The 22480-nt window shown below is 74.4% G+C and carries 18 protein-coding genes; 11 read left to right on the top strand and 7 right to left on the bottom strand.

From position 1 onward, the window contains the following. Nucleotides 1-35: 35 nt before the first annotated feature. Together P3H78_RS18785 and gad are read left to right on the top strand one after the other, a co-directional pair. A complete protein-coding gene (locus P3H78_RS18785) occupies nt 36-1319 on the top strand; it encodes an ion channel protein (RefSeq protein ID WP_276110195.1) in 1284 nt (427 codons plus the stop codon). A gap of 159 nt (nt 1320-1478) precedes the next feature. Then, a complete protein-coding gene (gad, locus tag P3H78_RS18790) occupies nt 1479-2891 on the top strand; it encodes a glutamate decarboxylase (RefSeq protein ID WP_276110196.1) in 1413 nt (470 codons plus the stop codon). 49 nt (nt 2892-2940) lie between these two features. Here the strand turns inward: gad and P3H78_RS18795 are convergent, their stop codons facing one another. The 3 genes from P3H78_RS18795 to P3H78_RS18805 all read right to left on the bottom strand — a co-directional run bounded on the left by P3H78_RS18795 (nt 2941) and on the right by P3H78_RS18805 (nt 6097). Further along, nucleotides 2941-3489, bottom strand: a complete 549-nt coding sequence (locus tag P3H78_RS18795) for a DinB family protein (protein WP_276110197.1) — start codon at nt 3487-3489, stop codon at nt 2941-2943. A gap of 137 nt (nt 3490-3626) precedes the next feature. After that, nucleotides 3627-5087 carry an aldehyde dehydrogenase family protein gene (locus tag P3H78_RS18800; protein WP_276110198.1) on the bottom strand — a complete coding sequence of 487 codons (1461 nt, stop codon included), beginning with the start codon at nt 5085-5087 and terminating at the stop codon, nt 3627-3629. A 173-nt stretch (nt 5088-5260) separates the two neighbouring features. Beyond that, the gene (locus P3H78_RS18805) at nt 5261-6097 is read right to left on the bottom strand and encodes a Sco1979 family transcriptional regulator (protein WP_498073049.1); all 837 of its coding nucleotides are present in this window, start codon (nt 6095-6097) and stop codon (nt 5261-5263) included. A 342-nt stretch (nt 6098-6439) separates the two neighbouring features. Here P3H78_RS18805 and P3H78_RS18810 point away from each other — a divergent pair, with 342 nt between their 5' ends. Beyond that, a complete protein-coding gene (locus P3H78_RS18810) occupies nt 6440-6916 on the top strand; it encodes an ATP-binding protein (RefSeq protein ID WP_276110199.1) in 477 nt (158 codons plus the stop codon). Between the two features lie 93 nt (nt 6917-7009). Here the strand turns inward: P3H78_RS18810 and P3H78_RS18815 are convergent, their stop codons facing one another. Next, the gene (locus P3H78_RS18815; RefSeq protein WP_276110200.1) at nt 7010-7279 is read right to left on the bottom strand and encodes a DUF397 domain-containing protein; all 270 of its coding nucleotides are present in this window, start codon (nt 7277-7279) and stop codon (nt 7010-7012) included. Between the two features lie 583 nt (nt 7280-7862). Here P3H78_RS18815 and P3H78_RS18820 point away from each other — a divergent pair. Together P3H78_RS18820 and P3H78_RS18825 are read left to right on the top strand one after the other, a co-directional pair. Further along, entirely contained in the window at nt 7863-8384 is a 522-nt protein-coding gene (locus P3H78_RS18820) for a hypothetical protein (RefSeq protein ID WP_438827992.1), read from the top strand. A gap of 157 nt (nt 8385-8541) precedes the next feature. After that, complete coding sequence (locus P3H78_RS18825) at nt 8542-9081, top strand: DUF4232 domain-containing protein (RefSeq protein ID WP_276110201.1); 540 nt, start codon at nt 8542-8544, stop codon at nt 9079-9081. A gap of 251 nt (nt 9082-9332) precedes the next feature. Here the strand turns inward: P3H78_RS18825 and P3H78_RS18830 are convergent, their stop codons facing one another. Continuing rightward, complete coding sequence (locus P3H78_RS18830) at nt 9333-10442, bottom strand: DUF2786 domain-containing protein (RefSeq protein WP_276110202.1); 1110 nt, start codon at nt 10440-10442, stop codon at nt 9333-9335. Nucleotides 10443-10597: 155 nt separating this feature from the next. On the opposite strand from P3H78_RS18830, the gene P3H78_RS18835 reads away from it, so the two are divergent. Next, nucleotides 10598-11356 carry a Clp protease N-terminal domain-containing protein gene (locus tag P3H78_RS18835; RefSeq protein ID WP_276110203.1) on the top strand — a complete coding sequence of 253 codons (759 nt, stop codon included), beginning with the start codon at nt 10598-10600 and terminating at the stop codon, nt 11354-11356. Between the two features lie 240 nt (nt 11357-11596). Continuing rightward, nucleotides 11597-13282 (top strand): bifunctional 3'-5' exonuclease/DNA polymerase, encoded by a 1686-nt coding sequence (locus tag P3H78_RS18840; RefSeq protein WP_276110204.1) that lies wholly within the window; start codon nt 11597-11599, stop codon nt 13280-13282. A gap of 136 nt (nt 13283-13418) precedes the next feature. Here the strand turns inward: P3H78_RS18840 and P3H78_RS18845 are convergent, their stop codons facing one another. Both P3H78_RS18845 and P3H78_RS18850 read right to left on the bottom strand, forming a co-directional pair. Beyond that, nucleotides 13419-16565, bottom strand: coding sequence for an AfsR/SARP family transcriptional regulator (locus P3H78_RS18845; protein ID WP_276110398.1), 3147 nt, complete (start codon nt 16563-16565; stop codon nt 13419-13421). 406 nt (nt 16566-16971) lie between these two features. Further along, the gene (locus P3H78_RS18850; protein WP_276110205.1) at nt 16972-17874 is read right to left on the bottom strand and encodes a glycosyltransferase family 2 protein; all 903 of its coding nucleotides are present in this window, start codon (nt 17872-17874) and stop codon (nt 16972-16974) included. Between the two features lie 576 nt (nt 17875-18450). On the opposite strand from P3H78_RS18850, the gene P3H78_RS18855 reads away from it, so the two are divergent. The 4 genes from P3H78_RS18855 (at nt 18451) to P3H78_RS18870 (ending at nt 22477) form a co-directional block, all read left to right on the top strand. Beyond that, on the top strand, nt 18451-19542 hold the full coding sequence (locus tag P3H78_RS18855; protein ID WP_276110206.1) for a lytic transglycosylase domain-containing protein: 1092 nt from the start codon (nt 18451-18453) through the stop codon (nt 19540-19542). 64 nt (nt 19543-19606) lie between these two features. Then, entirely contained in the window at nt 19607-20671 is a 1065-nt protein-coding gene (locus P3H78_RS18860; RefSeq protein WP_276110207.1) for a sigma-70 family RNA polymerase sigma factor, read from the top strand. A gap of 109 nt (nt 20672-20780) precedes the next feature. Further along, nucleotides 20781-21710 (top strand): ABC transporter ATP-binding protein, encoded by a 930-nt coding sequence (locus P3H78_RS18865; protein ID WP_276110208.1) that lies wholly within the window; start codon nt 20781-20783, stop codon nt 21708-21710. After that, a complete protein-coding gene (locus P3H78_RS18870; protein ID WP_276110209.1) occupies nt 21707-22477 on the top strand; it encodes an MlaE family ABC transporter permease in 771 nt (256 codons plus the stop codon). The genes P3H78_RS18865 and P3H78_RS18870 overlap by 4 nt, the downstream gene beginning before the upstream one ends. Nucleotides 22478-22480: the final 3 nt, after the last annotated feature.

Genomic DNA, 22480 nt, shown 5'->3' on the forward strand with positions numbered 1-22480 from the left:
ATGTTGTGTCGCTTTTGCCCGTTTATCGTGAGCGGGTGGCCCAGGACACCGCTCAGGAGGCCGCCGGCACCCCCGCGGCCCCGGCGCGCGTCCTGCTGCCGCTGATCGTGCCCGCCGTCGCTGTCGGCGTCGGCGCCAGTCTGCTCTATCTGCTGGTGAGCGGGCTGGCCGAGCGGCTGCAGCGGGTGCTGTGGGGCACCCTGCCCGAGGCCCTCGGGATCGGCCCGTACTCGGCCGCCTGGATCATGATCATGCTCACCGCGACCGGCGTCGCGGTGGGCCTGGTGGTCTGGAAGGCCCCGGGGCACGCGGGCCCCGACCCGGCCACCATGGGACTGGCCGCGCCCCCCATGCCCCCGCGCGTGCTGCCCGGGCTGCTGGTGGCGGCCGCGCTGATGCTGGCGGGCGGCCCCAGCCTGGGCCCGGAGAACCCCGTCATCGCCGTCAACGTGGGACTCGCCTTCTGGCTGGGCCGGAAGCTGCTGCCCCGGCTGCCGGGCGGGGTGTGGTCGTCGCTGGCGGAGGCGGCCACCATCGGCGCGCTGTTCGGTACCCCGGTGGCGGCGGCGCTGGTCATCTCCGAGGCGCTGGCCGGCAAGCCCCTGAAGGGGGCCCTGTGGGACAACGTCTTCGCACCGCTGGCCGCCGCGGCGGTCGGGTCCGTGACCGCCACCCTGGTGGCCCATCCGACCTTCGACCTGCACCTGCCCGAACCGGGAAGGCCGCACTGGGTCGACCTGCTGGCCGTGCTGGTGGTCGCGCCCCTGGCCGCCCTGCTCGGCATGTGCGCGGTGCGCGCCTTCCCGCACGTGCACCGGGCCTTCGGGCGGCTGGGCCACCCGATGCTGGCACTGCCGCTCGGCGGCGTGGCGCTGGGCCTGCTGGGGGTGCTGGGCGGCCGCCTGACGCTCTTCAAGGGACTGTCCGAGGTGGAGGAGCTGGCCCGCGACCCCGGCGGCTGGTCGGCGGGCCAGTTCGCCGCCATGACGGTGGTCAAGCTGGCCGCGCTCGTCGTCGCCGCGTCCTGCGGCTTCCGCGGCGGCCGGATCTTCCCGTCCGTCTTCATCGGCACCGCCTTCGGTCTGTGCGCGCACGCCCTGGTGCCCGCGGTGGACCCCGCTCTGGGCGTGGCGGCGGGCGTGCTGGGACTCCTCCTCGCCATCACCCGGCAGGGTTGGCTGAGCCTGTTCACGGCCGCGGTCCTGGTGGCCTCGCCGACGATCCTCACCCTGCTGTGCGTGGCCACGCTGCCGGCCTGGCTGCTGGTGACGGGGCGGCCGCAGATGCAGCTGAAGGAGGACGGAACGTCGGTGCGATGAGACCCGGCGGGCCGCCGGCGGCCCGCCCACCGCCGCGGGACGGCATCCCGCACCGGGCCGGTGCGCCCGGCCGCGGCCCCGGCCGTCCCTTCCGGCCGGGCACCGGGACGCAGTAGGACGACACCAGCCGAGAACGCCGATCCGCCAGGAGGCCCGTTCATGCCGCTCCACCAAGGACCCCGCAAGCCCGACGAACGCCCCGCGTCCGTCAACCCCTTCTACGGGGAGGCGAACCCGGCCGTCGAGATGACCGAGGCCCCGCCCAAGCACCGGCTCCCGGACGGGCCCCTGCCGCCCACCGCGGCGGCGCAGCTCGTGCACGACGAGCTGATGCTGGACGGCAATTCCCGCCTGAACCTGGCCACCTTCGTCACCACCTGGATGGAGCCGCAGGCCGGGGTGCTGATGAACGAGTGCCGCGACAAGAACATGATCGACAAGGACGAGTACCCGCGCACCGCCGAGCTGGAGAAGCGCTGCGTGGCGATGCTCGCCGACCTGTGGAACGCCCCGGACCCGTCCGCCGCCGTGGGCTGTTCCACGACCGGTTCGAGCGAGGCGTGCATGCTTGCGGGGATGGCCCTGAAGCGGCGCTGGACGCGGCGCAACGCGGACCGCTACCCCGGGCGCGACGCACGGCCGAACCTGGTGATGGGCGTCAACGTCCAGGTCTGCTGGGAGAAGTTCTGCAACTTCTGGGAGGTGGAGGCCCGCCAGGTCCCGATGGAGGGCGACCGGTACCACCTCGACCCGCAGGCCGCGGCGGAGCTGTGCGACGAGAACACCATCGGGGTCGTCGGCATCCTCGGGTCCACCTTCGACGGCTCCTACGAGCCGATCGCGGAGCTGTGCGCGGCCCTGGACGCGCTCCAGGAGCGGACCGGGCTCGACATCCCCGTGCACGTGGACGGCGCCTCCGGCGCCATGGTCGCGCCGTTCCTCGACCCGGACCTGGTCTGGGACTTCCGCCTGCCGCGGGTGGCGTCCGTCAACACCTCCGGGCACAAGTACGGCCTCGTCTACCCCGGCGTCGGCTGGGCGCTGTGGCGCGACGCGGACGCCCTGCCCGAGGAGCTGGTGTTCCGGGTCAACTACCTGGGCGGCGACATGCCGACCTTCGCGCTCAACTTCTCCCGGCCGGGCGCCCAGGTCGTCGCGCAGTACTACACGTTCCTGCGGCTGGGCCGCGAGGGCTACCGGATGGTGCAGCAGACCACGCGGGACGTGGCGGGCGGGCTCGCCGAACGGGTGGAGGCGCTGGGCGACTTCCGGCTGCTGACCCGCGGCGACGAGCTGCCCGTGTTCGCCTTCACCACCGGCCCGGACGTCTCGGCGTACGACGTCTTCGACGTCTCCCGGCGGATGCGCGAGAACGGGTGGCTGCTGCCCGCCTACACCTTCCCGCCGAACCGGGAGGACCTGTCGGTGCTGCGGGTGGTCTGCCGCAACGGGTTCTCGTCGGACCTCGCCGAGCTGTTCCTGGAGGACCTCAACCGGCTGCTGCCCGAGCTGCGCCGGCAGCCGCATCCGCTGACCCGGGACCGGCAGGCGGCGACCGGCTTCCACCACTGACGGGGTGCGGGCCGCCGGCGGCGGCCCGCTCCCGGCCGGGTCCTCCCGGTCAGCCCCAGGGGCTGCCCTGCTCCTCCGCCACCAGCTCGAACGCCGTTTTCCCGTCCAGCGACTCCCGGATGACGTCGGCGTGGCCGGCGTGCCGGGCGGTCTCGCGGATCAGGTGCAGGCAGAGCCAGCGCACGGAGACCTGCTCGTCCGGCGGGAACCAGGGGTCGTTCGGCAGCGGGAAGGTGTCGTCGAGGCTGGGCACCGAGCGGACGTACGCCTCCGTCTCGGCGGCGATCTTCTCCCAGTGGGCGAGCTGCCCGGCGAGCGTCTCGTCGCCGACGAGCCGGAAGCACTCGTGCCAGTTCGCCTGGGTGCGCTGCACCGCGGGCGGCTCCTGCCGGGCCCGGGCCAGCCACGCCTGCTCGACCTCGGCGCAGTGCTTGACCAGCCCCGCCAGGGTCAGCTCGCTGGCGCTGGGGCGGCTGCGCGCCTGCTCCTCGGTCAGCCCGAGCACCGCCCGGCGGACGCCGCCGCGCTGCTCGGCGATGAAGGCGAGCAGCGCTCCCCGCTCGTCGCCCGGGGCCTCGGCTCGCACGTGCATGACCATGACCGGCCGCCTTTCGTCGGAAGTCCACGGGGCGGGGATCAGGCCCCCGCCTCCACACCGACGACGCTACGGCCCCTTGAGGACAGATTCTGTCCTCAAGGGGCCGCCGGCAGGTCGATCCGCGATCCGCCGGATCCTCAGAAGGGGAACGCGCTCCGGCCGTGCTGCACCGAGACCCACTTCACGGTCGTGAAGGCCTCCAGGGTGGTCTCGCCGTTCAGCCGGCCGAGGCCGGAGTGCTTCTCACCGCCGAAGGGCACCAGCGGCTCGTCGTGCACGGTGCCGTCGTTCACGTGGAACATGCCCGTGTCGATCTGCCGGGCGAAGCGCACACCCCGCTCCACGTCGCCGGTGTGGACGGCCCCGCTCAGGCCGTACGGGGTGTCGTTGACGATCCGGACGGCCTCCTCCTCGCCGTCGAACGGGACGACGAAGGCGACGGGGCCGAAGATCTCCTGCCGCAGCAGGGCGGAGTCCGCCGGGAGCCCCGTCAGCACGGACGGGGCGACCAGGTTGTCGGTCGCGGTGCCGTGCAGCAGCGCCGTGGCCCCCTCGGCGAGCGCCTGCTCGACGGCGGCCGAGACGGCGTCCGCCTGCGAGGAGTTGATCAGCGGGCCGATGACCGTCTCCGGGTCGCGGGGGTCGCCGACCTTCAGGGACGCGACCTTGGCGACGAACCTCGCGGTGAACTCCTCGGCGACCGAGCGGTCCACGAGCACCCGGTTCGCGGCCATGCAGACCTGGCCCTGGTGGACGTAGCGGCTGAAGACCGCCGCGTCCACGGCGTAGTCGACGTCCGCGTCGTCCAGCACCACCAGCGCGCTGTTGCCGCCCAGTTCGAGCACCGAGCGCTTGAACTGCGCCGCGCACACGGTGGCGACGTGCCGGCCGACCTGGTCGGAGCCGGTGAAGGAGATGACCTTGGGGACGGGGTGCTCGATGAAGGCGTCGCCGATCTCCGCGATGTCGGTGATCACCACGTTCAGCAGGCCGCCCGGGAGTCCCGCGTCCTCGAAGATCTTCGCGATCAGGGAGCCGCCGGTGACCGGCGTGTTCTGGTGCGGCTTGAGCACCACGGCGTTGCCGAGCGCGAGCGCCGGGGCGACCGACTTGATCGACAGCAGGAAGGGGAAGTTGAAGGGGCTGATCACACCCACCACGCCGACCGGCTCGCGGTAGACGCGGTTCTCCTTGCCGTCGACCGGGGACGGGAGGATCCGGCCCTCGGGGCGCAGCGCCAGGTGGACCGACTCCCGCAGGAACTCCTTGGCGAGGTGCAGCTCGAAGCCGGCCTTCAGCCGGGTGCCGCCCAGCTCGGCGGTGATCGCGTCGGCGATCTCCTGCTCGCGCTCCTCGATCAGGCGCAGCGCCCGCTCGAAGACGCCCCGCCGGGTGTAGGGGTTGGTGGCGGCCCACTCCTTCTGCGCGCGGGCGGCGGCCCGGTAGGCCTCGTCGACCTCGTCGACCGTGGCTATCGTGATCGAGGCGAGCTTCTCGCTGTCGTACGGATTGAAGTCGATGATGTCCCAGGAGCCGGTACCCGGACGCCACGCGCCGTCGATGTACTGCTGTGCCAGGTCGGTGAAGTAGGACGACATGTGCTCCCTTTCCCCCTGCTGCCGAGGCGGTCGAAGCAGTCGGAACGCGGTCGACTCCCGATCACTTCACGGTCTGATCAGGCGTCATCGTACTTGTGTGACACGTGGGTTGGACCGTGCGTACGCCGGAAAGGACCACCTGCGCCGTGCCGGGGCGGTGCCGAGGGGGCGGGTCAGGACAGGGTGAGCAGACCGCGCAGCAGGTCGCGGCTCTCGTCCGGGCCCGGGCTGTCCTGCTGGAGCTCCTTGAGCGCCCGCTCGTACAGCGCGACGTCCTCGCGCTTGTCCAGGTAGAGCGCGCTGGTGAGCTGCTCCAGGTAGACGACGTCCGAGAGGTCGGACTCCGGGAAGCTCAGGATCGTGAAGGCGCCGGACTCGCCGGAGTGCCCGCCGAAGCCGAACGGCATGACCTGCAGCCGCACGTTGGGCCGCTCGGAGACGTCGATCAGGTGCTGGAGCTGGCCGCGCATGACATCGCGGTCGCCGTACGGCCGGCGCAGCGCGGCCTCGTCCAGGACGATGTGGAGCTCCGGGGCGTTCTCCGAGACGAGGTACTTCTGCCGCTCCAGGCGCAGCGCCACGCGCCGCTCCACGTCCGCCTCGCTCGCGCCCTGCATGCCCCGCCGGACGACCGCGCGCGCGTACTCCTCGGTCTGGAGCAGGCCGTGCACGAACTGCACCTCGTAGACCCGGATCAGCGACGCGGCGCCCTCCAGGCCCACATAGGTGGGGAACCAGCTGGGCAGGACGTCGGAGTAACTGTGCCACCAGCCGGCGACGTTGGCCTCCTTGGCGAGGGAGAGAAGCGAGGTGCGCTCCGCCTCGTCCGTGATGCCGTACAGCGTCAGCAGGTCCTCCACGTCCCTGGTCTTGAAGCTCACCCGGCCCAGCTCCATACGGCTGATCTTGGATTCCGAGGCGCGGATCGAGTAGCCCGCCGCCTCACGCGTGATCCCCCGGGCCTCACGCAGTCGCCTGAGTTGCGAGCCGAGCAGCATGCGCCGCACCACCGATCCGGGCTCTCCCGCGCTCACGTTCGCCAGCCTCCCCAACCGTCTTCAGGGGCCGCAGTCTGCCACTAAATCACTCCGAGCAGTACTCGTGCGATTACGGAAACGAAAAGAGATCGCGGACTTCGGGCAGCGGACGGCAAGAAGCAGGCATGCGGCAGGCGAGAAGATGGCGGAAAAAATGGCCAGTAAGCGGTACGGGAGGGTCCAATTCGGTCGCGTGCACGTGCATCTGCCCTTGCATCTGCTGTACGCATCCGAAACCATGGTCCCGCGCCACCGCTGCATCGCAACGACCGCGAATTCCCGGGAGTGCCTCGCATGGGGACGAATGGATCGACCATGCTCGAGCCGTTACGGCAGGGCCTTCCGCCGCTCGACCCCGCGGCCGTGTCCAACGCCGCCTCCTGCGCCCTGCCGGCCCGCTACGAGGCCGTGGGCGAGGCGCGCAGGTTCACCCGCAGGACACTCGACCAGTGGGACACCGGCGACCGCTTCGACGACGCCTGCCTGGTGGTCTCCGAGCTGGTGACCAACGCCCTGCGGCACGCGCTGCCCGCGGCCGCGCCCCAGGATCCCGCACAGGGGCCGCCCGTGCGCCTGCATCTGCTGCGCTGGACCGAGCGGCTGGTGTGCGCGGTGCGCGACCCCAGTCAGGACAGCCCGGTCGCCCGCGACCCCGACGACTGCTCCGCGGAGTCCGGACGCGGCCTGTTCCTGGTCGACTCCTTCAGCGACAGCTGGGGCTGGCACCCGCTGTCGGGCACGTTCGGCGGCAAGGTCGTCTGGGCGCTGTTCCGGCTCCGAACCTCCACATGAGAGGACCGCGGCTCTCAGCGACGCCCAGGTTCTACGCGCGTCACACGCGCGGACGCGGTTCCGGGTCCGGGCCGGCGCCCGACCCGGCCGGCCTCAGCCGGCGATCAGGTGGTCGAACTCGCCGTCCTTGATGCCGAGCAGCATCGCCTCGATCTCCGCCCGCGTGTAGACGAGCGCGGGGCCGTCGGGGAAGCGCGAGTTGCGCACCGCCACCTCCCCGCCCGGCAGCCGGGCGAACTCCACGCAGGATCCCTGCGAGTTGCTGTGCCGGCTCTTCTGCCAGGCCGCCCCGCTCAGTCGCGTGGCCGCCATGCCGTTGTGCACGTCGTCTCCCCCGTGCACGGCCTCAACGTCGTGGTCCACAGGTCGCTCCCCGGTGGTGCACTGGCTGGTGTGGCCATTGATGCATCGGTCAACTGACCCGGATCATAACCCCGTCCATGTGCAGATGCATGAGCAGATGCACGTGCACGCGCAGTGGTGCGACAGTCACAGCCGCGGTTCCCGGCTCGTCGCCGATCGGAACCGCTTCGACGTCCGGCTGCCCGGACTGTTCCCTCGCCTGCCCCGGAACCCGCAGGACATGCGGCCCTCCGCCCCCGTTCGCGATCCCGGCCACCGCCTGCCGCGAGAGCCCGCCCTCCCGTGGTCCCGGCGGGCCGGGGCCGACGGGCACGCACCCTTCGCCGGGCTGAACGCGCCGTCCGCCGTGCAGGCTTCGGACGCGCGCGGGCCCTCCGCCCTGCACGGGACGTCCGGCCCGGAGCGGCCGTGCACGAGGAAGAGACGCACGCCGGGGCGTTCCTGTTCCAGGGATCCGGAAATTGCCCGGCGCGTCGGCGCGACGGACGGCGTCCGGTGGCTCGTGGGACCCCGGGCCCGGGACGCCTCCCGGTACTCCTGGTAGCTTGCTGCGGTCGTCTCGGCCAAAGCTTGGGAGCTTCCTGTGACTTCGGCGTCCTCCTCGTGTGCCCCCCGTACCGCTGCCCGCCGCCGTCTGCGCGTCGGGGCCGCGGCGGCCGGCGTGGCCTGCGCGTTCGCGCTGTCCGCGTGCAGCAACAGCGGCGGCGGTTCCGGGGACGGCGCCTCGTCCGCGCCCAGCGGATCCTCGACCGCCGGCACGGGCAGCGGCTCCGGCAGCGCGCCGACCGCGTCCGCCCTGGCGGGCAGCTGGCTCGCCACCACCGACGGCAAGGCCGTCGCGCTGGTGATCACCGGCACCAAGGCGGGGCTCTTCGCCACCGGCGGCACCGTGTGCAGCGGGACCGCGGGCGAGGAGGCCGGAATGCAGATGCTCCACCTGAAGTGCACGGACGGAAGCCAGAAGCGCAGCACCGGCATGGTGGAGTCCGTCAACAAGACCACGCTCAAGGTGACCTGGGAGGGTGGTCTCGGCAAGGAGACGTACACCCGGTCGGAGGGCGGGACGCTTCCGTCCGGCCTGCCCACGGCGAGCCTCGGCTCCTGACGTTCGCTGAGGTCGGCGTGGTGCCGCGGCCCCCGGCCGCCGCGCCACGGCCGCACCGGCCGTGCGGGGCTCCGGCCCGGCGGCGGGAAGTGGCCGCGCGTCGCACCCTCATGCGTGATGATCCTTGAGCATCGTCACGACCCCAAGGAACCACCTCATGCGCGCCATTCCCCTCAGCGTCACCGCCGCCACCGCCGTCGCGGCGGCCCTCGTGCTCACCGCCTGCAGCAGCGGCGGGGGCGACGGCAAGGAGACCGGAAACAAGAACACCGACCGCACCGCCTGCCGGATCGGCCAGGTCGGGGTGCAGGTCGGCCCCGCCAACGCGGCCCCCTCCGCGGGCGACAACGGCGACGTGCCCGTCACGATCACCAACCGCGGCGCCCAGTGCACCCTGGACGGCTTCCCCGGCGTCGTCCTGGCCGCCGGCGGCAGCACGGCGACCGTGCCCGCGGACAAGGCCGGCACGCCGCAGAAGCTGACCCTGCCGAAGGACGGCACCGCGACCTTCACGCTCAGCTACGTGCGGGGCAAGGACGGCGACGCGGCGAGCCTCCCGGCGAAGACGCTCCGGCTCAGCCTGCCCGGCGCGTCCGACAGCCAGAACTTCACCTGGTCCTACGGTCCCGTCCAGGGCAAGAAGGACGCGAAGGACCCGAACGCGTCCGTGACCGCCTTCACCCAGGCCGGGGACTGACGGGCGGCATCGGGCGGCTCGGGCCGCTCGGGTGACTCGGGCGGCTCGGGCCGCTGGGGCCGCTGGGGCGCGAACGCCCAGGCCCGGTGGCTCCGGGGTGCCGGCTTCGGCGCGGCGGCTCGGGGCGGTGACCCCGGCACGGCGGCCCCGGTACAGCGACTCCGGGCAGCAGCCCCGGCACGGTGGATCCTGGGCGGCAGCCGCCGTCGCGGTGGCCCCGGGCCGCAGCCCGGCGGTCGGCCGCGGGGGCGTCAGCCCAGCCGGGGACGGGACCGGACCTGCGCCCGGTCCGCGGCCCGGGAGCCCTCGGTCCAGCCCGCCGCGTCGCTGACGCCGCGCATCCGCGTGGTGGTCGTCTCCGGGAACATGCGGTCCAGGTGGTCGGTGACCGCGACGTCCCGGGTCGCCAGCACCGGCAGCAGGTCCTCGGCGACCTGGGCCTGGGCGACGGCCGTGAGACGGGTGCCGATCCGGTGGGCGTAGGCGGCGAGGAAGGACTGCCGGAAGGTCTTCGTCCGTCTGCGGCCGCCGGCCCTCTGCGCCGGCTCGGCGCGGGTCATCGCGGTCGACGCCTGGACGAGCAGCGAGGTGTGGAGGAGCTCGACCGCCTCCAGGTCGGCCTCGAAGCCGACGACGGTCGAGAAGCCGAGGGGTTCGTTCCACACGGCGCGGCAGTGGTTGGCCGTCGCGACCGCGTCGAGCAGGACGGCCTTGGCCTGCTCGTACGGCGGTTCCACGCCGATGCGGCAGGCTCCGGGGGCGTCCGCTGCCGGGGCGCCGGCCGCGAGCAGCGCCTCGTCGACGCTGTGCCGGGCCATCAGCTCCTGGGCCTTGGCACTGAGCGCCTCGGCCTCCTCCGGGTAAGCGGTCGCCTCCGCCTTGGCGAGCAGCGCCCGGATCCGGGTGAGCGTGCGGGACTCGGCCCGGGGTGCCCGCGCGGGCTCGTCCAGCGGCTCCAGCGCGGGCAGGCGGAGCAGCAGCCGGTACAGCTCCAGGACGGCGGTGGCGTGCGAGAAGCGGTCGGTCCCGCCGGGCGCCTCGACGGGCAGCGCGGCGAGCTGGGCCGCCCAGCGCGGACCGCGCGGCCGGTCGTCCGGGACCTGCGCCCGGATCAGCGCGGCCACGAGGTTCAGGTGCGGCCCGTCCAGCTCACGGCGCACGAACCGGGCGAGGTCGGCGGGCTGCCAGCCGCGCCGCCATGCCGCGGCCACGAAGTCGCGCCCGCGCCGGTCCCGTTCGGCGTCGGCCGCCGGATCGGCCGCGAGTATCGAGGCGCCGGTGTCGAGGGCGTCGTCGGCCGGGGCGTACAGCGCGGCCGCGAAGGCGCGGTCGACCGTCCCGGCGGTGCTGGGGTCGCTCACCCGTCGATGGTGCCATGCGGGGCGCGCGGGCCGGCCGTCCGTCCACACCCTGTGGACAGTCGCCGGCTCGACGGCCCGGACCTCGGCGCCCGACTTCGCGACTCAAGTGTCAACTTCCAGTTGACACCCTCCGATCGTCAACCTATGGTTGACGCATGACGCATCCTGCCATCAGGTCGACCGTCCGTCTGGACGACCTCGTCTCGGCCATCAAGACGGTCCACGAAGAGCCCCTCCAGCAGCTCCAGGACGCCGTGCTCGCCGCCGAGCACCTCGACGAGGTGGCGGACCACCTCATCGGGCACTTCGTCGACCAGGCGAGGCGGTCGGGCGCCTCCTGGACCGACATCGGCAGGAGCATGGGCGTCACCCGGCAGGCCGCGCAGAAGCGGTTCGTGCCGAAGGAGTCGCCCGACCTCGACCTCTCCCAGGGGTTCAGCCGGTACACGCCCCGCGCGCGGAGCGTCGTCATGGCCGCCCACGAGGAGGCCAAGGCGGCCCACAGCCCCGAGGGCGCCCCCGCCCACCTCGTGCTCGGACTGCTCGCCGAACCGGGGGGCCTGGCCGTGAAGGCGATCGAGGAGCAGGGCGTCGGCCGGGACGCGGTCCGCGCGGCCGCCACCGCCGCGCTGCCCCCGGCCGCCGCGGACGCCCCCGAGCTCGTCCCGTACGGCCCGGCCGCGAAGAAGGCACTGGAGCTGACCTTCCGGGAGGCCCTGCGGCTCGGCCACCATTACATCGGCACCGAGCACATCCTGCTGGCCCTGCTGGAGCAGGAGAACGGCGAGGGCGTCCTGAGCGGCCTCGGCCTCGAGAAGGCGCGCACCGAGGAGTACGTCGCCACGGTCCTCGCGCAACTCTCCGGGACCTCCGCGCAGGACGACGCTCCCCGGGCCGGCGAATCCGGCACCTGACGTCCGGCGGCCGCGCGCACACCGGCAGGGGCCGGTGCGCGCGCCGCCTCGACACGGGCCGGCTCGACGCACATCGAGCGACGCGTGTCGGGCGGCGCGGACGGCGGGGCCGCCGCACGATGCGGGCCGGGGCGACGCGCATCGAGCGACGCGCATCGGGCAGCGGGGATCGGGGCACCGCGGGCCGGGACCCGCGCCGTGACCCGGGCCGTTGTCGTACCCGGCTGCGAGACTCGCGGTGTGACCGACCGGTGGGCGCTGGCTCCGACCGAGGACGGCGGCGCGGAGGTCGCCCCCCTCGGTCCGGACGGGCTGCCCGCCGGGCCGGAGCGCAGGGAGGCGGACCTCGCCGAGGCGGTGCGCGCCCGCCCGGGCGTCACCCGGTGGGTGTGGCGGTCCACCGCCGAGGTGTATCCGCGCCTGCTCGCCGCGGGCGTGCGCGTGGAGCGGTGCTACGACGTCGAGGACGCCGAGACCCTCCTGCTCGGCCACGAGGGCCGCTCGGGCCTGCCCCGATCGGCGGCGGCCGCCCTGGCCCGGCTGCGCGGCGGGCCCGTACCCCCCGATCCGCCGCCGCGGTCCACCGCGCCCGGTGCGCAGTCGGCGCTCTTCGAGACGCAGGGCGTGCGCCTGCCGCTGGCCGACCTCCTCGCGGTCTACGCCGAGCAGCAGCGGCGGCACGACCGGGCCGCCCATCCCGACCGGATGCGCCTGCTGACGGCCGCCGAGTCGGCGGGGATGCTGATCGCCGCCGAGATGAACCGTGCGGGCCTGCCCTGGCGCGCGGACGTGCACCGCGAGGTGCTCCGGGAACTGCTCGGCGAGCGGTACGCGGGCGGCGGCGAGCCCCGCCGTCTGGCCGAGCTCGCCGACGAGGTCTCGGCCGCCTTCGGCCACCGGGTGCGGCCCGACCTGCCCGCCGAGGTGGTCCGGGCCTTCGCGCGGGCCGGGATCAGGGTCGGGTCCACCCGCCGCTGGGAGCTGGAGTCCGTCGACCATCCGGCGGTCGCCCCCCTGCTCGCGTACAAGCGGCTGTACCGCATCTGGGTCGCGCACGGCTGGTCCTGGCTGCAGGACTGGGTGCGCGAGGGCCGCTTCCGGCCGGAGTTCCTGGCCGGCGGCACGGTCACCGGGCGCTGGGTGACCCACGGCGGGGGCGCCCTGCAGATCCCCAAGGTCATCCGCCGCGCCGTGGTCGCCGACCCCGGGTGGCGGCTCGTCGTCGCCGACGCCGACCAGATGGAGCCGCGCGTGCTCGCCGCGATCTCCCGCGACCCCGGCCTGATGGAGGTGGCCGGCCGGGACACCGACCTGTACCAGTCGGTGTCGGACCGCGCCTTCTCCGGGGACCGCGGCCAGGCCAAGCTCGCCGTCCTCGGCGCGGTCTACGGCCAGACCTCCGGCGACGGCCTGAAGAACCTCGCCGCGCTCAGACGCCGTTTCCCGCTGGCGGTGGCGTACGTCGACGAGGCGGCACGGGCGGGCGAGGAGGGGCGCCTCGTGCGGACCTGGCTGGGCCGCACCTGCCCGCCGGCCGCCGAAGCGGGCGACGACGGCGAGGCGGGCCTGCCGCAGGAGGACCCCGGCGACACCTCCGCCGACCGGGGCCGGGTGCCGGGCCGCGCCTCGACCGACGCCCGCGCCCGGGGCCGTTTCGCGCGGAACTTCGTCGTCCAGGGCAGCGCGGCCGACTGGGCCCTGCTGATGCTCGCGGCGCTGCGCCGGTCCTGCCGGGACATGGCGGCCGAGCTGGTCTTCTTCCAGCACGACGAGGTGATCGTGCACTGCCCGCGGGACGAGGCCGACGCGGTCGTCGAGGCGATCCGGGAGGCGGCGGAGCTGGCCGGGCGGCTGACCTTCGGGCGGACGCCGGTGCGCTTTCCGTTCACCACGGCGGTGGTGGAGTGCTACGCGGACGCGAAGTGAACGGATCCGTCGGCCCGGGGCGTTCGCCTCGCGGGTCGCCACGGGCCCTCGCCGGGGTGCGGGGCCGCCGCGCCCACCGCCCCGCGGCGCACCCGGAGGCGGCCGCCCGCCGGGGCCGCGATCCCCGGCCCGCCCGTCACCCGGTGCCGGACCCCGCCTCCAGGAGCTCCCGCAGCTCCCCCGCCACCGCCCTCTCGTCCGTCCCGTCCAGCGCCACCAGCGCCGCGCGCCACTGGGTGCGCGCCTCGTCCAGGTCCCCCCGGTCCCGCAGCACCAGGCCGAGTTGGTGCCGGGCGAGGCCGCCCGTGTAGCGGTCCGCCCGGGTGTCGGCGCGGTGCAGCAGGACGCCGCACTCGTGGTGGGCGCGGTCGGGGCGGCCCAGTTCCCGCAGGGCGCGCACCAGGCCGAGCCGGGTCTGGGACTCCCCGTGCCAGTCGCCGTGGGCGCCGAGGATGCCGAGGCTCTCCTCGAAGTGCCCGGCGGCCGCCTCCGGTTCGCCGAGGGTGAGATGCGCGTAGCCGATGTTGCAGTGCGCGGTGTGCTGCACGATGACGGCGCCGATCTCGTGGCCGATGGCGAGGGAGCGCCGGTGCTGCCCGATGGCGGCCCGGGGGTCGGTGTGCTCGTAGAGGTTGCCGAGGTGGCTGTGGGTGACGGCCTCGCCGTAGGGGTCGTTGAGCTGCCGGGAGCACTCCAGGCTCTGCCGCAGTGCGTCGCCGGACTCGTCGTGCCGGCCGAGGCTCTGCAGCAGCAGGCCCCGGTTGTTGAGGCAGCGCCGGATGCGGGAGGGGACGCCGAGCCGCCGCCAGATCTCCAGTGAGCGGTCGTTGAGGGCGAGGGCCTCGTTCTGGCGGCCGGTGAGGAAGTGCAGTCCGGCCAGGTCGCCCAGCGCATACGCCTCGGCGCCCTCGTCGCCCAGGGCGCGCGCCGCTTCGAGCCCGGCCCCGCCGAGCACCTCCATCTCGGCGACCCGCCCGCTGCGCTGGGCGTAGGGGAAGAAGAGCCGGATCAGCGTGGACAGGTGGGCGGTCCTGCGGTCGCCGGCCGCCGTCCCGCCGTCCTCCCGGGCGGAGGGCGCCGCGCCGCAGCGCCCGGCGAGCGCGACGACGTTCTCCAGCTCGACGTCGCCCCACGCGAAGGCCTCCTCCGCACCGGCGAACGGCGCGACGGAACGCACGTCCGCGGTGTGCTCCGGCGGCTGCGCCACCGTGGGACGCAACCGGTCCTCCCGGTCGAGCCCCGGTTCCACGATCGCGGCCAGCGCGTGCTCGGCGACGGCCGCGTACCAGCGCAGCGCGGCCTCGGCGGCGTCCGCGCCCGGCGCCGTCTCGGCGAGTTCGCGGGCGAAGTCGCGCACCAGGTCGTGCGGGACGTACCGGCCGTACGCCGACTCCTCCAGGAGCGCCACGTCGACGAGGCGGTCGAGGGCGGCCTCGGCGCGCGGCTCGTCGGTGCCGGTGAGGCGGGCGAGCAGGGCGGCCCCGTACACGGGCAGGTCGAGCGCGCCGATGCGGTTCAGGGCGTGGGCCGCGTCCCGGTCGGCCTCGCGGTCGGAGGCGCCGAGGGCGTCGTGGGCGACGGCGAGGGAGCGGCGCACGCTCAGGTCGTCGTACTCCAGGTGCCGCAACCGCCCTCCGGTCGCGGTCAGCTGGCCGGCGAGCACGTCGGGGGCGAGGGCCCGGCGGGCGGCCAGCCGGGCGGCGACGACCCGCAGCGCCAGCGGCAGCCGGCCGGTGAGCTCGACGAGCGGATGCCCGGCGTCGAGCCCGTCGCGCCCGGAGACCGCCCGCAGCAGCGCCGCGCTGTCCTCCCCGGACAGCGGGGCGAGCGGGAAGCGGCGGGCGCCGTCGAGCGCGGTCAGCGGCGAACGGCTGGTGACGATCACCGCGCAGCCGGCCCCGGCGGGCAGCAGCGGCCGCACCTGCGCCGCGCTCTCGGCGTCGTCGAGGACGAGGAGCGTGCGCGTCGGAGCGAGCAGGGTCCGCAGCAGGGCGGCGGCCGCGTCCGGGTGCTCGGGGATCCGGCGGGGCTCGGCGCCGAGGTCCCGGAGCAGGGCGCGCAGCGCGGCACCGGGGGTGAGCGGGGTCATGCCGGGGGTGGCGCCGTGCAGGTGGACGTAGAGCTGACCGTCGGGGAAACGTTCCCGCAGCCCGTGCGCCGCATGCAGGGCCAGCGCGCTCTTGCCGACCCCGGCCATGCCGCTCACCACGGCGACCGGGGTGCTTTTGCCGGGCGGGCCGGCCAGCGTCCGGCGCAGCGCCCGCACCTCCTCGCCCCGTCCGGTGAAGTGCGCCGGGGGCGGCGGCAGCTGGGCCGGGCTGGGCTGCGCCGTCATGTCGTCCTCCGGTGCCGGGGACTGACCGTGGACGGCCGGTTCCCCGCCCTCGGCGGCCGGTCCCCGGAGCACCTCCAGATGGGCCTCCCGCACGGCCGGGCCCGGCTCGACGCCGAGCTCCCCGACCAGCCGGGCCCGCAGGTCCCGGTGGACCGCCAGCGCCTCGGCCCGGCGTCCGGTGCGGTGCAGGGCGAGCATCAGCTGACGGTGGTACGCCTCCCGCAGCGGGTACTCGGCGGCCAGCGCCGCCAGTTCCGGGACCAGCCCGCCGAGCCGGGGGCCGCCGAGGGCCAGTTCGGCGTCGTAGCGCCACTCCAGGAGGAGCAGTCGCGCCTCGTCCAGGCGCTGCACGACGGCGTAGCCGCCGAGTTCGGCGGGCAGCCCGCTCAGCGGCTCGCCCCGCCACAGCGCGAGCGCCGCCGTGCAGGCGCGCAGCACCCGCGCCCACGCGCCGTCGGAGTGCGCGGCGCGCGCCTCGGTGAGCCGGTCCTCGAAGACATGGAGGTCGAGTTCGCCCCGGTCGACCCGGAGCACGTAGCCGGTCGGCACGGCGCGCAGCCGGTCCGGGTCGTCGAGGAGGCGGCGCAGCCTGGCCACGTGGTTGTGCAGCGAGGCCTGCGCGGAGACCGGCGGCGCGCCGCCCCACAGCGCGTCCTTGAGCGTCTCGACCGGGACCACGCGGCCGGCCTCCAGGAGCAGGGCGGCCAGCAGGGCACGCACCTTGGGGCTGCCGATCGGGCGCACGGGGGGCAGGGGGCAACCGGCCTCGGCGCAGGGTGTCCGGTCGGCCTCGGCGGAGGATGCCCTTCCGGCCCCGGTGGATGTCCGCCCGGCCTCGGCGCCGGACGTGCGGCCCGCCCCGGCCCCGGGCGGCCGCTCCCCCTCGGTCCCTGCCGCCCGGTACAGCACGGGCGGCCCCAGCAGTCCGAACCGCAGCTCGCACCGCATCACGCGCCCACTGCCCTTCCGTACGCCCACTGCCTTCCCGCGCGGCCACCCGCCGGCCGCACCGTCCGACGGAGGCCGCCGCCGGGGCGGATCACCGCTCCGTGCACAGCAGCCGGCCGCCCTGGACGACGACTTCACGCCATCACGCCGGCGACCGCCGGGAAAAGCGTTCGCCACATGTTAGCGATCCGTTGGCGTGGCCTGATGTGATCACTGCATCGGATACGGCCCGTCGGTGCGCGCGTACGACGCGCAACTCGGGGGAGTGTCGCCGCCGGCCGGATCCGGGGACGCGAGGGGCTCCGGTCGGCAGAGGTGAACGACCGGGGCCCTCGTCCGCGTTCCCTTCGGTGCCTCCCGCCCGGTCTCGCCGGGGCGAGGCGGCCCGCCGTACGGCTCTCGGAGGTCAGATGACCGGGGGCCGGCCCAGCCGGGTGAGCCGCCAGACCGTGCGCCAGCGCATCGGCCGCCGCTCACCGGCCGGCTCCCGCAGCCCCTCCGCGAAACCGCCGCACCAGGCCCGGAGCCCGGCGAGCGACCGGGTGCGCAGCAGGGTGAGCAGCGCCCAGACCCCCAGATGCACCGGGACGAGCAGCAGCGGCAGCCGCCGCCGGACCAGCCACACCCGGTTGCGGGCGGTGACCCGGTAGTAGATCGCGTGCCGGGCGGGCGAGGTCTTCGGGTGCTGGAGCAGCAGCTCGGGCGCGTAGAGGATGCGCCAGCCCGCGTCGGCGGCCCGCCAGGCGAGGTCGGTCTCCTCGTGCGCGAAGAAGAACTCGGCGGGCCAGTCGCCGGTCTGCTCCAGCATCGCCATGCGCAGCGCGTGCCCGCCGCCCAGGAACCCGGTCACGTAGCCGCCGCGCATCGGATCGGACGCGCCGACCCGGGGCACGTGCCGCTGCTGGGTCTCGCCCAGCTCGTCGGCGATGCGGAATCCGACGATCCCGAGCCGGGGATCGGCCGCGTACAGGTCCCGGACCCGGCGCAGCACGTCCGGGTCGACGAGCAGCCCGTCGTCGTCGAGCTCCACGACGACGTCGACGTCGCCGAACTCCCGCAGCCGGGCGAGGGCGACGTTGCGCCCGCCGGGGCAGCCGAGGTTCTCGTCGACGTCGACGGTGGTGACCTCGCCGGGCAGGGAGAGTCTGCGGGCGAACTCGGGAAGCCGGCAGCCGTTGCCGACGATCACGATGCGGGCCGGCGCGACGTCCTGCTTGGCCACGGACTCCAGCAGCGCGTCGACCTCGACGGGCCGGTTGCCCATGGTCACCACGGCGACGGCGATCCTCGGCTGCACCGGTTCGACCACGGCTTCCCTCACCTCATCCGGCGACTGCGGCGTCCCGCTCCGATCGCGCGGCGCCCCTCGTTCACCAAGATGTTGCCCCAGCCTCCCGGGTTGTCCGACCGCGGACGCACTTTGCACCCTCTTTGCGGCCGATATCCCCACGCCGCCCCCGCGCGGGGCGTCACTCCGGGGCGCGGCCGCCCGTATGCCTCCAGCGCCCCCCGGCGCACCCGTGCGGCGGAGACCACGGGGTGCCGATCACATCGGGGTCACGGGTACCGGGAACGGTCCCGGCCCTGGCCGGGAACCGCCGCACCGTCCCTTACCGCTCCTCCCCCGGGCCACGCACCCCCTGTGGACCGGAAGGGCCTCGCCGGCGGGCTGCCCCGGCGCCGGCCGGACGGGCCTCCGGCTCGGTGCCGGGGGCGAAAGCGCCGCCGGCGCATCCAGCGCCCCGGCATCCGGGACGGCCCGGGGCACGCATGCGTACCCCGCTCCCGGAGGGGCGCCCGCCCGATCCCCCCGGTTCCGCGCGACGGACCTGCCCTCCGGCCGCGTAGAGCAGACGAACGGATTCACCCACGGAGGGGATGCACAGTGACAGCGCGTGCACTCGAAGGGGCGCTGAAGGGTGCCAGGGGTACGGCGATCGCGGTGGCGGTGACGGCCGTGCTGACCGCGTCGCAGGCGCCGAGCGCGGTCTCGGCCGGAGTGGAGTCGGCGCGGAGGGCGGCACCCGCCGCGCACCCCCTCAGCGTGTCCGGCGACACCCCGTATCGCATCGGCCTTCCCCCGCTGCGGACGCGGAGGAAGGGCTCGGCACGGGGAGTGACGGACGGTGGTGGTGTCCTGCCCGTGAGCGTGTTCGCCGCGTACCGGCGTGCGGAGGAGGAGTTGGCGCGTAGCGCGCCGCGCTGCGGGCTGCGTTGGCAGGTGCTGGCCGCGATCGGGCAGGTGGAGTCCGGGCAGGCACGGGGCGGCCGGGTGACCGGGGACGGTACGACCGTGACGCCCATTCTCGGCCCGCGGCTGACCGGCGGTGCCTTCGCCGTCGTGGCGGACACCGACGGCGGTGCGTACGACGGGGACGCGGCGTACGACCGTGCGGTCGGCCCGATGCAGTTCATCCCGTCCACCTGGGCGCGCTGGGGAGCGGACGGCAACGGCGACGGACGGGCGGACCCGAACAACGTCTACGACGCGGCGCTCGCCGCCGGCCGATACCTGTGCGCGGGAGGCCGGGACCTGTCGAACCCCGCCGACCTGGACGCGGCGATCCTGGGCTACAACCACTCGGACGCCTATCTCCGCACCGTCGAGGCGTGGTACGCGTACTACCTGACCGGACACCGCGTGGTGCCGGACGCGTCCGGCGGATCCGGGTCGGAGCGGCCGAAGCCGTCCCGCCCGAAGCGGCCTCACCCGTCGCCGCCGAAGCGGTCGGAGAACCGGACGCCGGGCCCCGGTCGTTCGCGTGCGCCGTCGGAGCCCTCCCCCTCCTCCTCCCCCGGCCCGTCCCCCACGGCCGGCCTCGCGAAGGGGTCCGGAACGCCGCCGATTCCGGTCCCCAAAGCGACCCTCACGCTGCCGGGCGGTGGTCTGCTGCCCCACGCGGGGCCGCTGACCACGGGCAACGGCTGGAACACGATGGGCGTCTCCCCCTCCACAACTGCCACTACTCGGCGGTAATGTCGCCCCCGTCGGAAGCACAAAACCGGCGGGTGAGTGCGAAGGGGCCCTCATGGCGACGGACATGCCTGCGGACACAGCGGTCGCCGACGAGCGTTGGCGGCGCATGTGGAGCCATCGCGAGCAGCTGCTCAAGGTGGCCCGGCGGCGATCCATGAGCCGGGAGGACGCCGAGGACGCCGTTCACGAGGCGATGCTCCGAGCCGCGGAGCGCCCGGACCTCGACGACGAGCGGCTGGGCGCCTGGTTGACGACGGTGACGATGCGGCTGTGCGTCGACCGGTACCGGCAGGTCAACCGCGAGGCCGAGGTGGGCAGTCGTCCCACACTCGTCGCACCGGGCCCGGTACCCGTCGAGGAGGCGGTGTGCGACCGGGCCGAGGCGAGGTGGCTCGCCGTGCGCAGCGGCGAGTTGCCCGCCCGGCAGGCGGAGGCGCTTCGGCTGAGGTCCGAGGACCTGGACGTGAGCCAGGTCGCGGTGCGGATGGGGCTCAGCTACCGGACCGTCGAGTCGCTGCTCGCCCGGGCCCGGCGGACGCTGCGCGCCTCGCTGGCCGGGACGCTCGGGCTGGTGCTGTTCCTGGTCGGGCGCGGGCGGCTGCGCGGGAGCGGCAACGTCCAGGCGGTCGCGGTCACCTCGACGGCGGCGACCCTGGTGGTGGCGGTGTTCGTACTGCCGTACGCGTTCGACGGGGGCGGGGGCGGTCCGGTGCCGCGGCCGGCCGTCTCCGGTCACCAGCGGGTCCTGGACGGCGAGGCCACGGGCCGGGGGAGCGTCCCCAGGACGCCCCCGTCCTCGCGCCCGGCGCCCCGGACCCGGAGTCGGACGCCCTCGTCCACCGGGAAGACGTCCCTGCCACTGCGGGTGCCGTCCCTGCCGAACGTGTCCGCGTCCGCGCTCTCGGACCTGTCGGTGCCACAGGTGCCCGAGGCGCCGAAGGTGCCGGTGCTTCCGGCCGCCGTTCCGGGCGCGCCGGCCGCCGTGCCGGGCCTGCCGACGAAGGCGGCCCCCTCGGCGATCCCGTCGCTCCCCCCGGCCCCGGCCCCGACTCCGGCCCTGCCGTCCGCCCCGCCGTCCGTCCCCGCCCCGCCGGCGCCTTCGCGCACACCGTCGCCGCAGCTGCCGTAGCGCCCCGAACACGCGTCCGCAAAGAATTCTGCGTCCGCCGCGACGGACGCCCCTCCCCTCCCCGTAGAGCAGATGTCGCAGCTGCTCCACGGGCGAAGGGCGGAACCGGATGGGTGTCGAGATCTGTGTGGAAGGGCTGACCAAGTCCTTCGGCCACCAGGTCATCTGGCAGGACGTCTCGCTGACGCTGCCCGCCGGGGAGGTCTCGGTGATGCTCGGCCCCTCGGGGACGGGCAAGTCGGTGTTCCTCAAGACGCTCGTGGGACTGCTGAAGCCGGATCGGGGCTCGGTGAAGATCGCGGGCCGGGACATCACCCGCCTGCGCGAGCACGACCTGTACGAGGTGCGGAAGCTGTTCGGCGTGCTGTTCCAGGACGGCGCGCTGTTCGGCTCGATGAACCTCTACGACAACATCGCCTTCCCGCTCCGCGAGCACACCCGCAAGTCCGAGAGCGAGATCAAGCGGATCGTCCTCGAGAAGATGGACATGGTCGGGCTGATCGGCGCCGAGGGGAAGCTGCCCGGCGAGATCTCCGGCGGTATGCGCAAGCGGGCCGGGCTCGCCCGTGCCCTGGTCCTCGACCCGGAAATCATCCTGTTCGACGAACCGGACTCGGGCCTGGACCCGGTCCGCGTGGCCTACCTCAATCAGCTCATCGTCGATCTCAACGCACAGATCGACGCGACCTTCCTGATCGTCACCCACGACATCGCCTCGGCCCGCCAGGTCCCGGACAACATCGGGCTGCTGTTCCGGCGCGAGCTGGTGATGTTCGGGCCCCGCGAGGAGCTGCTGGCCAGTGACGAGCCCGTCGTACGGCAGTTCCTGAACGGCCGGATGCAGGGGCCGATCGGCATGGCGGAGGAGAAGGACGCGGCCCAGGTCGAGCAGGAGCTGGCCCAGATCGACGAGGGCGGCCCGGCCGATGCGCTGACTCCCCGCCTGCTCCCCGGCGCCGGCATCGCCCGCCCGCCCCGCTGGGAGGTGATCGCGAGGCGCGAGGCAGAGCGGCACGGGACGGGGGTGACGAGCGCATGAGGATCTCCCCGACGGGTGCGCTCCGGCAGTCGGGCAACCTCTTCGCGATGGCGCTGGACGTCGTCCGGTCCCTCCCCCGCCGGCCTTTCCAGGCACGGGAGTTCATCCAGCAGGCGTGGTTCGTCGCGAGCGTCACGATCCTGCCGACGGCCTTGGTGTCGATCCCCTTCGGAGCGGTCATCGCGCTGCAGATCGGCAGCCTGACACGGCAGTTGGGCGCGCAGTCCTTCTCCGGTGCCGCGTCCGTGCTCGCCGTGCTGCGGGAGGCCTCGCCGATCGTCACCGCGCTGCTGATCGCGGGCGCGGGTGGCACGGCGATCTGCGCGGACCTCGGGGCGCGCAAGATCCGGGACGAGATCGACGCGATGCAGGTGCTCGGCATCGACCCGATCCACCGGCTCGTCGTACCGCGGGTGCTGGCCTCGATGGTCGTGGCCGTGCTCCTCAACGGCCTGGTCTCGGTGGTCGGCGTCGCGGGCGGCTACTTCTTCAACGTCGTCCTCCAGCACGGCACGCCCGGCGCCTACCTGGCGTCCTTCACCACCCTCGCCCAGTTGTCCGACCTGTGGGCGGCGGAGATCAAGGCGCTGGTGTTCGGGGCCATCGCAGCGATCGTCGCCTCCTACAAGGGGCTGACGGCGCAGGGCGGGCCGAAGGGCGTGGGCGATGCCGTCAACCAGTCCGTGGTGATCACCTTCATGCTGCTGTTCGTGACCAACTTCGTGATGACCGCCGTGTACTTCCAGGTCGTCCCGCAGAGGGGTTAGCCG

This window comes from Streptomyces tropicalis, from assembly GCF_029269835.1.
GTDB lineage: Bacteria > Actinomycetota > Actinomycetes > Streptomycetales > Streptomycetaceae > Streptomyces > Streptomyces tropicalis.